Annotated in this window: 9 protein-coding genes and 1 pseudogene; 7 read left to right on the top strand and 3 right to left on the bottom strand. The window is 67.8% G+C overall.

Annotation, left to right across the window (positions count from 1 at the left end; all coding sequences use genetic code 11):
• The 5 genes and pseudogenes from A9W95_RS28480 to A9W95_RS23700 form a co-directional block, all read left to right on the top strand.
• Positions 1-77: pseudogene (locus A9W95_RS28480) on the top strand (hypothetical protein); the annotation flags it as partial.
• Between the two features lie 10 nt (positions 78-87).
• The gene (locus A9W95_RS23715; protein WP_067418539.1) at positions 88-939 is read left to right on the top strand and encodes a L,D-transpeptidase family protein; all 852 of its coding nucleotides are present in this window, start codon (positions 88-90) and stop codon (positions 937-939) included.
• A gap of 30 nt (positions 940-969) precedes the next feature.
• Entirely contained in the window at positions 970-1881 is a 912-nt protein-coding gene (locus tag A9W95_RS23710) for a L,D-transpeptidase family protein (RefSeq protein WP_067418537.1), read from the top strand.
• A gap of 419 nt (positions 1882-2300) precedes the next feature.
• A complete protein-coding gene (locus A9W95_RS23705; protein ID WP_067418534.1) occupies positions 2301-2891 on the top strand; it encodes a TetR/AcrR family transcriptional regulator in 591 nt (196 codons plus the stop codon).
• On the top strand, positions 2888-5116 hold the full coding sequence (locus A9W95_RS23700) for a molybdopterin-dependent oxidoreductase (protein WP_067418533.1): 2229 nt from the start codon (positions 2888-2890) through the stop codon (positions 5114-5116). Before A9W95_RS23705 ends, A9W95_RS23700 begins: the two co-directional genes overlap by 4 nt.
• On the opposite strand, the gene A9W95_RS23695 is transcribed toward A9W95_RS23700, so the two are convergent.
• On the bottom strand, positions 5113-7098 hold the full coding sequence (locus A9W95_RS23695; RefSeq protein ID WP_067418531.1) for a M13 family metallopeptidase: 1986 nt from the start codon (positions 7096-7098) through the stop codon (positions 5113-5115). The two genes, A9W95_RS23700 and A9W95_RS23695, sit on opposite strands and share 4 nt — an antisense overlap.
• A gap of 41 nt (positions 7099-7139) precedes the next feature.
• Here A9W95_RS23695 and A9W95_RS23690 point away from each other — a divergent pair, with 41 nt between their 5' ends.
• Positions 7140-7778 (top strand): hypothetical protein, encoded by a 639-nt coding sequence (locus A9W95_RS23690; RefSeq protein WP_067418529.1) that lies wholly within the window; start codon positions 7140-7142, stop codon positions 7776-7778.
• Positions 7775-8464, top strand: coding sequence for a hypothetical protein (locus A9W95_RS23685; RefSeq protein ID WP_067418528.1), 690 nt, complete (start codon positions 7775-7777; stop codon positions 8462-8464). The genes A9W95_RS23690 and A9W95_RS23685 overlap by 4 nt, the downstream gene beginning before the upstream one ends.
• 7 nt (positions 8465-8471) lie before the next feature.
• On the opposite strand, the gene A9W95_RS23680 is transcribed toward A9W95_RS23685, so the two are convergent.
• A complete protein-coding gene (locus A9W95_RS23680) occupies positions 8472-8969 on the bottom strand; it encodes a transcriptional regulator (RefSeq protein ID WP_082983291.1) in 498 nt (165 codons plus the stop codon).
• The coding region (locus tag A9W95_RS23675; protein WP_067418527.1) for an efflux RND transporter permease subunit at positions 8966-11597 on the bottom strand (2632 nt) is incomplete at its 5' end. The genes A9W95_RS23675 and A9W95_RS23680, both read right to left, overlap by 4 nt.

Below are 11597 nucleotides of genomic sequence, written 5' to 3'. Positions count from 1 at the left end.
GCGCCCGCCCCGGCAAGCTGACCGCCGAGGATTTCTCCGGCGTCACCATCTCGCTGACCAACCCCGGAACCACCGGCCCCCGACCCGCTGGCGCTGCCACCTGCCCCCGATCCGCTGGCGCTGCCACCGGGGCTCGGTCCGCTCGGACAGCCGCCGATGGACCCGCAGGCGGTGCCCGCGGCCGCCGGTCCGGCGCCCGCCGGCCAGGACTCGACGCCGTTCGTCGGGGATCCGCCGTTTCGGCCGCCGACGTTCAACCCGGTGAACGGCGCGATGGTCGGGGTGGCCAAGCCCATCATCATCAACTTCCAGGTGCCGATCGCCAACCAGGCGATGGCCGAACGAGCCGTTCACATCTCGTCGATTCCGCCGGTGCCGGGCAAGTTCTACTGGATGACGCCGAGCCAGTTGCGGTGGCGTCCGCTGAGCTTCTGGCCGGCCAACACCGCGGTGAACATCGACGCTGCCGGGACGAAGTCGAGTTTCCGTACCGGTGACGCGCTGGTCGCCACCGCCGACGACGCGACGCACCAGATGACGATCACCCGCAATGGGACTGTGGTGCAGACGTTCCCGATGTCGATGGGAATGTCCTCCGGCGGGCACCAGACCCCGAACGGCACCTATTACGTGCTGGAGAAGATGCCCACCGTGGTGATGGACTCGTCGACCTACGGGGTGCCGGTGAACTCGGCGCAAGGCTACAAAGTCACGGTGTCCGACGCGGTCCGGATCGACAACAGCGGCAACTTCGTTCACAGCGCGCCGTGGTCGGTGGCCGACCAGGGCAAGCGCGACGTCAGCCACGGCTGCATCAACCTCAGCCCGTCCAACGCCAAGTGGTTCTACGACAACTTCGGCAGCGGTGACCCCATCGTGGTGAAGAATTCCGTCGGTACCTACAACAAGCCCGACGGCGCCTCAGACTGGCAGCTGTAGCGGCTGTCCGCGCGACAGAGAGGGACGCATATGTCGGATCGGCGCAAAGCAAGCCTGCTCGGCGCGCTCAAGGCAAGCGGAATCGCCGCGGTGCTGGGACTGGCGTTGGTAGTGGCGGCCGGCCCAGCGCTGGCCGATCCGGATCCGGTGCCCGGTGACCCGGCGGCTCCGGGGGCTCCGGCGGTTCCGGCGGCTCCGGCGGTGGGCGATAACCCGCCGCCGTTCACCGGCAATGCGCCCTTCGGTCCGCCGCGGATCAACCCCGCCAACGGCGCCACCGTGGGTGTGGCTCAGCCGATCATCATCGACTTCCCGGCCCGCGTGGACGACGCCGGTGCCGCCGAAGGCGCCATCCACGTGTCGTCGACCCCGCCGGTCGAAGGCAAGTTCTACTGGCAGACGCCCACCCAGTTGCGTTGGCGTCCGTTGAACTTTTGGCCCGCCCACACCGACGTCACCGTCGATGCCGGCGGCACGGTGTCGAGCTTCCGCACCGGTGACACGCTGGTGGCGACCGCCGACGACGCCACGCACCAGTTGACGGTGACCCGCAACGGCGCCGTCGTACAGACGTTCCCCATGTCGATGGGGATGGCCAGCGGCGGCCATCAGACCGCGAACGGCACCTATTACGTCCAAGAAAAGATGGCGTCGGTGGTGATGGATTCCTCGACCTACGGGGTTCCGGTGAACTCGGCCAACGGTTACAAAATCACGGTGGCCGATGCCGTTCGCTTCGACAACAGCGGCAACTTCGTGCACAGCGCGCCGTGGTCGGTGGACGACCAGGGCCGGCGCGATGTGAGCCACGGCTGCATCAATCTGAGTCCCACGAACGCCAAGTGGTTCTTCACCAACTTCGGTCCCGGTGACCCGATCATCGTGAAGAACTCCGTCGGCAGCTACACCCGCAACGACGGCTCCAACGACTGGATGAGCTAGCTGATTGTGAGCTCGCGGTCGCGAGGGTGAGGTTGCGGCTTCGAGTGTGAGCGTGGGGCGTCGAGGGTGAGCGTGGGGCGTCGAGTGTGAGCGTGGGGCGTCGAGGGTGAGCCCACGGCCGCGAGTGTGAGCGTATGGCCTCGAGTGTTGCTCTGCGGCGGCGTATTAGGCGATTGGCCGCCGTGAGCGCCCACTCGACGCCACGAGTTCACGATCGACGGTAAAGGCCGCCGCAGGTTCACAGTCGACGGTAAGGACCGCCGCGGGTTCACAGTCGACGGTAAGGACCGCCGCGGGTTCACAGTCGACGGTGAGGGGGCCGCGGGTTCCGGCCGCCAAGGCTTCACCTTAGGGCTTCCGCCGCCCACCATTTTATGTATAGTATCATACATAAGCTGGTCAGCGACCTGAGGAGCGCGATGCGAAGCCCCCGCGAGCGGATGGTGATCTCCGCCGCCTTATTGATCCGCGAGCGCGGTGCACATGCCACCGCCATCTCCGACGTGCTGGCGCACAGCGGTGCCCCGCGCGGGTCGGCTTACCACTACTTCCCGGGCGGCCGCACCCAGCTGCTCTGCGAGGCGGTCGACTACGCCGGGGACTACATCGCCGCGATCATCAACGACGCCGAGGACGCAATCTCCTTGCTGGACACGCTGATCGAGCGGTACCGCGAGCAGTTGGTGACCACCGACTTCCGCGCCGGCTGCCCCATCGCGGCGGTCTCCGTCGAAGCGGGTGAGGCCGCCGACCGCGAGCGCATGGCCCCGGTGATCGAGCGCGCGGCGGCCGTCTTCGACCGCTGGACGGACCTGATCGCCCAGCGACTCATCGCCGACGGCATCACGGCACAACGTGCGCACGAACTGGCGGTGCTGACCACCTCGGCGCTGGAAGGCGCTCTGCTGCTGGCCCGGGTCCGCCGCGACCTAGGCCCCGTCGACGTGGTGCACCGGCAATTGCACGACCTGCTCGCCGCCGAACTCGCTAGAAAGGACTTCCCGCGATGACCACTGATTGGCAGCCCAGCGCGTGCATCCTGTGCGAGTGCAACTGCGGGATCGTCGTACAGGTCGAAGATCGCCGGCTGGCCCGCATCCGCGGTGACAAGGCGCATCCGGCCTCGCAGGGATACACCTGCAACAAGGCTTTGCGCCTGGACCACTACCAGAACAGCCGCGGCCGCCTGACCTCGCCGCTGCGCCGCCGCGCCGACGGCAGTTACGAGGAAATCGATTGGGACACCGCGATTGTCGAGATCGCTGAGCGGTTCCAGCACATCCGCGACGTGTACGGCGGGGAGAAGATCTTCTACTACGGCGGCGGCGGGCAGGGCAACCACCTCGGCGGCGCCTACAGTGGTGCGTTCCTCAAGGCGCTCGGCTCGCGGTATCGGTCAAATGCGCTGGCGCAGGAGAAGACCGGTGAAGCCTGGGTCGACGCGCAGCTGTACGGCGGACACACCCGCGGCGAATTCGAGCACGCCGAGGTGTCGGTGTTCGTCGGGAAGAACCCGTGGATGTCGCAAAGCTTCCCGCGGGCGCGGGTGGTGCTCAACGAAATCGCCAAGGACCCGGACCGGTCGATGATCGTCGTCGATCCCGTGGTCACCGACACCGCGAAGATGGCCGACTACCACCTGCGGGTACGGCCCGGCACCGACCCCTGGTGCCTGGCCGCGCTAGCCGCGGTGCTGGTGCAGGAAAACCTCTGCGACGAAACGTTTCTCGCCGAACACGTGCACGGCGCCGACACGGTGCGCGCGTTGCTGCGGGAGGTCGACGTCCCCGACTACGCGGGGCGCTGCGGCGTCGACGAGGAACTCTTGCGCGCCGCGGCCCGGCGCATCGGCACCGCCGCGAGCGTCTCGGTGTTCGAAGACCTCGGCGTCCAGCAGGCGCCCAACAGCACCGTGTGCTCCTACCTGAACAAACTGCTGTGGATCCTCACCGGCAACTTCGCGAAAAAGGGCAGCCAGCACCTGCATTCGTCGTTCGCGCCGCTGTTCAGCACGGTCTCGGGGCGCACCCCGGTGACCGGAGCACCTATCATCGCCGGGTTGGTGCCGGGCAACGTGGTGCCCGAAGAGATCCTCACTGACCATCCGGACCGATTCCGGGCGATGATCGTCGAGAGCGCCAATCCCGCGCATTCGCTGGCCAATTCAGCAGCGTGCCGGGAAGCGTTCGAGTCGCTGGAACTGCTGGTCGTCATCGACATCGCGATGACGGAGACCGCGCGGCTGGCGCACTACGTATTGCCGGCGGCATCGCAGTTCGAGAAGTGCGAAGCCACCTTCTTCAACCTCGAATTCCCGCACAACGCCATGCAATTGCGGCACCCGCTGATGGAGCCGCTACCCGGCACGCTGCCCGAACCCGAGATCTGGGCGCGGCTGGTGCGAGCGCTGGGAATGGTGCATGACGCGGATCTGCGGCCGCTGCGCGAGGCGGCCCAACGCGGGCGTCAGGCCTACACCGAAGCCTTCCTCACCGCGGTGGGCAGTAATCCGACGGTGGCCAAGCTGCTGCCGTATGTCCTCTATGAAACCCTCGGGCCGACCCTGCCCGACGGGCTGGCCGGGGCGGCCGCGCTGTGGGGACTGGCGCAGAAGACGGCGATGACCTATCCCGACGCCGTGCGGCGCGCCGGCCACGCCGACGGCAACGCGCTGTTCGACGCCATCATCAACAGCCCGTCCGGAGTCACCTTTACGGTGCACAACTACGCCGACGACTTCGGCCTGATCAGCCACGGTGACCACAAGATCGCGTTGGTCATTCCCGCAATGCTCGACGAGATAACGAAGTTGGCGCAGGCGCCGCAGCAACTGACCACACCCGAGTTACCGATGGTGCTCTCGGTCGGGGAACGGCGCGCCTACACCGCCAACGACATCTTCCGCGACCCGTCCTGGCGCAAGCGCGACGCCGACGGCGCTCTACGGGTCAGCGTCGAAGACGCCCAAGCCCTGGGGCTGCACGACGGGTGCCGGGCCCGCATCACCACCGCGGCGGGCAGCGCGGAGGCCACCGTCGAGGTCACCGAAACCATGCTGGCCGGACACGCTGCCCTGCCCAACGGTTTTGGGCTCGACTACACCGACGACGAGGGCCGCACCGTGATCCCGGGCGTGGCGCCCAACGCGCTCACCTCGACCAAGTGGCGCGACCCGTATGCCGGCACGCCGTGGCACAAGCACGTGCCGGCACGCATCGAACTAGCGCGGGTTTAATTCCAGATCCGGACCCGCTGCTGCTCGTCGAGGAACAGGGCATCGTTCTCGGAGACCTCGAACGCGTCGTAGAACGCGTCGAGGTTGCGCACCACGCCGTTGCACCGGAACTCCGGCGGCGAGTGTGGGTCCACCGCCAGGCGCCGAATTGTCTCGGCCGCACGGGATTTCGTCCGCCACACCTGTGCCCAGCCGAAGAACACCCGCTGCACTCCGGTGAGCCCGTCAATCACGGGTGCGGGCTGGCCGTTCAGCGACAGTTGGTAGGCCAACAGCGCGATGGACAGGCCACCCAGGTCGCCGATGTTCTCCCCGACGGTGAAGGCGCCGTTGACGTGGTGGCCGTTGTCCAGGCCGCGCGGCGTGTAACCCTCGTATTGCTCGATCAGCGCCTTGGTGCGGGCGCCGAATTCGACGCGGTCGTCGTCGGTCCACCAGTCGACCAGGTTGCCGTCACCGTCGTATTTGGCGCCCTGGTCGTCGAAGCCGTGCCCGATTTCGTGTCCGATCACCGCGCCGATCCCGCCGTAGTTGGCGGCGTCGTCGGCTTCGGCGTCGAAGAAGGGCGGCTGCAAAATGGCTGCCGGGAAGACGATTTCGTTCATACCCGGGTTGTAGTAGGCGTTGACGGTCTGCGGCGTCATGAACCATTCGTCCCGGTCGACGGGGCCACCGAGCTTGGCCAGTTCCCGGTCATGGTTCACCGCGTAGCCGCGCTGGAAGTTGCCGTAGAGGTCGTCGCGGTCGATCACCAGCTGCGAGTAGTCGCGCCAGCGGACCGGGTAGCCGACCTTGGCGGTGAACTTGGCCAGTTTGGTCAACGCCTTCTCCCGCGTCTGCGGCGTCATCCAGTCCAGGTCGCTGATGCTGATCCGGTAGGCCTCCTGCAGGTTGTGCACCAGGGCGTCGATGCGGGTCTTGGCGCCGGGCGGGAAATGTTGTTCCACATACAGCTTTCCGACCGCATCGCCCATCAGGCTCTCCACCAGCGACACCGCCCGCTTCCAGCGGTCGCGGATCTGCTCGGTGCCGGTCATCTTGCGGCCGTAGAACTCGAAGTCCTCGGCCACCAGGGCGTGGGTGAGCCAGGTCGCGCGGGCGCGGATCAACCGCCACCGGGCCCACCACTTCCACTCCTGCAGGTCCTCGCTTTCCCACAGCGCCGCAAACGCGCTGAGGTAATCGGGTTGGCGCACCACCACTTCCGCGGCGGCTTCGGGGCTGCTACCCAGCGCGGTGATCCAACCCGACCAGTCGAAGCCGGGCGCTTCGGTCTGCAACTCGGCGAAGGTGCGCAAGTTGTAGGTCAGGTCGGCGTCGCGTCGCTTGACCACGTCCCAGTGGGCCGCCGCCAGCTTGGATTCCAGCGCCACGATGCGCGCGGCGGTGTCCTCGTAGAAGTTCGCGTCGCCGCCGAACACCAGGGCGAACATGCGGGCGATGTGGCCCGGGTAGGCCGCGAGCAGGGCGGCGTGTTGCTCGTCGCGGAAGTAGGACTCGTCGGGCAACCCGATGCCCGACTGGCTGAAGTGCACCAGGTAACGAGTCGAGTCCTTGGAGTCGGTGTCGATGTACATGCCGACGCCGCCGCCCACGCCGGTGCGTTGCAGCGCCCCGACCACCGCGGCCAGGGCGGTCGCATCGGGCGCGACGTCGATCCACGCCAGTTCGTCCAGCAGGGGTTGCACGCCCCGGCGCTCGACGGCGTCCTCGTCGAGGAAACTGGCGTACAGGTCACCGACGCGTTGCTCGTCGGTGCCGGCGGGCGCTCCTTGCTGGCTCGCCTCGATGATCAGGTCGCGGACCTGCTCCTCGGCGCGGTCGTAGAGCTGGCGGAAGGCGCCGTCGGTGGCGCGGTCGGCGGGGATGTCGTAGTCGTTGAGCCAGCGCCCGTTGACGTAGCCGAACAGGTCGTCTTGGGGGCGGGCGGCGGCGTCGACGTAGCTCAGGTCGATGCCCGAACGGATGGCCTCTACAGTCACCCAACCATCCTTCCATCTTTGTGGAGTGCGACGATCGGGCCATGCCTGACCAGGACAAGACCGCCGAACTCGAGGACGACGACGTCGCTGAGGCCGACGCCGCCGACGATTCGGACGCCGGGCGCGCACGGGTCTTCACCCCGTACGGCGTCGCCTCGGCCGTCCTGGGACTGCTGTCGGTGGCGGCGGTGATACTCGGTTACTTCGTCTGGGCCGCGCATCGCAACGAAATGAACGAACGCCACTACCTGACCCGGGTGATGCAGACCGCGGCGGACTGGACGAACGTGCTGATCAACATGAACGCCGGCAACGTCGACGCCAGCCTGCAACGGTTGCACGACGGCACGGTCGGGCAACTCAACACCGACTTCGACGCCGCCGTGCAGCCCTACCGGCAGGTGGTGGAAAAGCTGCAGACGCACAGCAGCGGCCGCATCGACGCGGTCGCGGTCGAGACGGTCCACCACGACCTGGACACTCAGCCGGGCACGCAGCGCAACGTGGTGACCACCAAGCTGCCCGCGTTCGCCACGCGCAGCGAATCGGTGTTGCTGGTGGCGACGTCGGTGGCCGAGAACGCCGGCGCCAAGCCGACGACGGTGCACTGGAATCTGCGCCTGGACGTGGCCGACGTCGACGGCAAGCTGATGGTCTCTGGGCTGGGATCCATCCGATGAGGAATGCCTGGCGGGTCGCCGCGTTCGACGTGCTGGCACCGCTGGCCGCAATCGCGGCGCTGGTGGCGATGGGAATCGTGCTCGGCTGGCCGCTGTTCTGGGTGTCGGCGTGCTCAGTGCTGGTGCTGCTGATCGTCGAGGCCGTGGCGGTCAACTATTGGCTCTTCCGCCGCGACTCGGTCACCGTCGGCACTGACGACGACGCACCGACGCTGAGGATGGCCATCGCGCTGCTGTGCACCGTCGCGATCTGTGCGGCGGTGTTGACCGGCTACACGCACTGGACGACGCCGGACGAGCAGTTCCGGAAGGACAGCCAGCAGGTGGTGCAAGTGGCCACCGGCATGGCCGAGGCCACGGCGTCGTTCTCGCCCACCGCACCGGCGGCTTCCCTGGACCGGGCGGCGGCCATGATGGTGCCCGAGCAGGCCGAAGCCTTCAAGACGCAGTACCAGAAGTCGACGGCCGATCTGATCCAGCGCAAGGTCACCGCGCAGGCGGCCACGCTCTCGGCCGGGGTGGAGGCGCTCGGCCCCGCGGCGGCCAGCGTGGCGGTGATCCTGCGGGTCACCCAGAACGTTCCTGGCCAGCCACCCAGTCAGGCGGCGCCCGCGGTGCGGGTGAGCCTGACCAAACGGGGAAACGACTGGTTGGTCGCCGACGTGACGCCCATCAACTCCCGCTGACCGGGGGCTAGTTGCCGTTTGACGAGCGGGTGTTGCGGACCCGGACGAACCGGTCGGACAGCCGGCGCATCCGGATCATCAGCGAAGCCGACGGGCTGATGCTGCCGTCCAGGTAGGCGGCCAGGTCGTCGGAGGTCACGCCGATGCGGGAAGCGAACTCGTGCTCGTGCAACCCGGACCGGTCCACCAGCAGTTTGACGTGGCGGGCCACCTCGGCCCGCTCGTTGGCCTCCAGGTGGGTGCGAGCCCGCTCGAGCACCTCTCCCAACGCCTTGGAGACACCGAAGGGCCGGGCGACGTCGAGCACTTCCTCGACCTGGCGGGCGGTGCGCCCGTACGGGTCGCGTTTGAGCGCGGCGGCGATGCGCTTCCAGGTGCCGATGTCACCGCTTTCCAGCGCCGCTCGGATGGCGGCGGTCGACCAGAACTCCACCGGCTTGTCCGGGGGAGGGGGAGCGGACCGCTGCGGAGGCGGCGCGGGGCGTGGGTCAGCAGCCAACGTCACCTCGCCTCCTCCAGCATCGCCACGGCCACCGACAGGCAGCGCTGTCTAATCTCTTCCCAGCTTGCCCTGTCATCCGATTCTGGCCAGTCGTCGTCGAGGTCAGACGGTTGGGGATCCGACAGCCGACTAACCAATTGAGTCGCCATCACTTGCCGCCTCGAAACCGAACCGGCTGGTTGACAACAGTAATACCTGTCCATGCTGGACAGCACCACCGCGGCGGTCTCGGGCTCCATGGCGTCGACCATGTCAGCAAATTCGGCGTAGTCGCGGCTGCTGTTACGGCACATGATCAAGTAGCCCTTGAGCCGCAGCGTCTCGGCGCCGGTCGGGATCTGTAACCGGTCGCCGGTGGGCAGTTGGACGTTGGTGGTTTCTACCGGGCTGCGCCGTTGGTACTCCGGGCACACCGAGGCGCCGCGCCGCCCGCGCTGCGAGGCGTTGATCTCCAGCGCGTCGAGGGCCACCGAGAGCCGCCCGCGCCACACCGTCACCGGATGCACGGGCCGCTCGGCCCAGGCCATCGCCCGGGCCAGGCCGCTGCGATACGCCAACTCCACCACCCGGCGGGCCGTCGACTGACCGTTACCGGCCTTCTCCTCGGCAACCGAGTCGGCACCTGAGACGAGCCCTGAGTCGGCCCCAGAAGTGGCCCCTGAGCCGGGCCCTGAGACGGCGATCGGGACGGTCTGTCCGTTGGTCTCCTCCGGCGCGGCCTGGCCGGCCTGGTTGCCGTTGCGGTCACAACCGGTGAAGGCCAACGGGTCGGTCACCGTGATCGCGTCCGGCGCAAGGTGTTTGAGCTTGGCGGCGGACTTGATCACCATGCGCAAGTCGGCGCTGGGCGCGATGGAGGCGGTGATGTCCTCCGGGATGACCACCACGTCGCCGAGGTCGACTTCGGGCAGCGGCCGGTCGAAGTCGACCGAGGGCAACACTCGGGCCATCCACCACGGCAGCCACCAGTTCCACTTGGAGAACATCGCCATGAGTGCAGGCACCATGATCAGCCGCACGATGGTGGCGTCGACGGCGATCGCGACCGCGCAGGCCACCCCGATCTCGGCGACCAGTGGCATGCCGGCGAAAGCGAAGCCGCAGAACACCGCGATCATGATCAGCGCCGCACTGGTGATGGTCCGGGCGCTGGTGCTGACCCCGTAGGCGACCGCGTCGCGGGTGTGCCCGGTCTGTAGGAAGCGTTCCCGAATCCGGGTGAGCAGAAAGATCTCGTAGTCCATCGACAACCCGAACGTCATCGCCAGAACCAGCGGCGGCACCGTGCTGTCGATCGACGGTAGGTGCGGGAAGCCCAGTGCCTCGCCCCAGCCCCACTGGAAGATCATCACCAGGCTGCCGTAGGCGGCGGCCACCGACAGCAACGTCATCACGACGCCCTTGAGCGCCAGCAACACCGAGTGCACCGACACCAACAGCATGAGGAAGGCGATCGCCGCCACGAACAGCAGAACCAGCGGCTGGGTGGCCGCCACGCGACCGTCGAAGTCTTTGATCAGCGCGGTGGACCCGCCGACGTCGATGCGCGCCGAACCGATGTCGGCGACGGCGGGCAGTTGGGTGCGCATCCAGTCCACCGTCTGCCGGGCCCGCATGTCCTCGGGATCGACCGACAACACCGCGTTGAGTAGCGCGCTGCTGTTGTCGTCGGCGAACTTCGGCGGCGACACCGAGGCGACGTCGGGGCCCTGGCTCATCTGCTGGCGGATCCCGGCCAGCACCTGCCGGTGCTCCGGTGCCCTGGCGTTGCCGTCGGGGAAGGTAACCAACACCTGGATGGGGCCCAGCGCGCCTGGTCCCAGCGCCTGCGCGGCCGCCGACACACCGGCCCGAATTTCGTGGGCGGAGTCGAATTGCCGTAGCAGGCTGTTGCCCAGCACCATCGACGTCGCCGGGGCCGCCATCAACAGCAGCGCGGTCGAGGCGGCCAGCGCCGCGATCCAGGGGCGACGCATGATCCAGCCGACCCAACGCATCCAGAACCGGGACTGGGTGCTTTCCGGGCGGCGCGACCAATGCAGCCAGCGTGACCTCTTGGCGGCCGACCGGCCGAACGTCGCCAGTACTGCCGGGGTCAAGGTGGCCGACGTCAGCATGGCGACCGCGACCGCCAGGATGGCGCCGGTCGCCATCGACTTGAGCGCCGGGGTGTTGATCAGGTAGATGCCGGTCAGCGAGGCGATCACGGTCATGCCGGACAGCACCACCGCCAACCCGGAGGTGGCCATCGCGGCGTCGACGGCCTCCTTGTGCTGCCGGCCGGTGCGCAGCTCTTCGCGGAACCGCATCAGGATGAACAGCGAATAGTCGACGGCCAGGGCGATGCCGAACATGGACACCGTCGACGTCACGAACACCGACATGGTGGTGTGCATCGACAGCAGATACACCAGGCCCATGGTGACCACGACGGTGCACACGCCCAACGCCAGCGGAATGGCCGCGGCGGCCAGGGAGCCGAACACCGCCAGTAAGACGATCAGAATGATCGGAAGGTTCCACTTCTCGGCGGCGGCGATGTCGTGTTTGGTGTTGGCCGCCGCGGCGGCCGTCAGCGCGCCCTGACCGATGACGTAGAGCCGCACCCGGCCGTTGGCGGTCTGACCGGAG

Source organism: Mycobacterium sp. 1423905.2 (genome assembly GCF_001673155.1).
Lineage (GTDB): Bacteria > Actinomycetota > Actinomycetes > Mycobacteriales > Mycobacteriaceae > Mycobacterium.
This window is presented reverse-complemented; position numbering and strand designations above follow the sequence as displayed.

Excerpts from the sequence above, each read along its gene's own strand:
- A9W95_RS23710 (WP_067418537.1), top strand. The coding sequence starts at position 970 with ATGTCGGATCGGCGCAAAGCAAGCCTGCTCGGCGCGCTCAAGGCAAGC.
- A9W95_RS23705 (WP_067418534.1), top strand. The coding sequence starts at position 2,301 with ATGCGAAGCCCCCGCGAGCGGATGGTGATCTCCGCCGCCTTATTGATC.
- A9W95_RS23700 (WP_067418533.1), top strand. The coding sequence starts at position 2,888 with ATGACCACTGATTGGCAGCCCAGCGCGTGCATCCTGTGCGAGTGCAAC.
- A9W95_RS23690 (WP_067418529.1), top strand. The coding sequence starts at position 7,140 with ATGCCTGACCAGGACAAGACCGCCGAACTCGAGGACGACGACGTCGCT.
- A9W95_RS23685 (WP_067418528.1), top strand. The coding sequence starts at position 7,775 with ATGAGGAATGCCTGGCGGGTCGCCGCGTTCGACGTGCTGGCACCGCTG.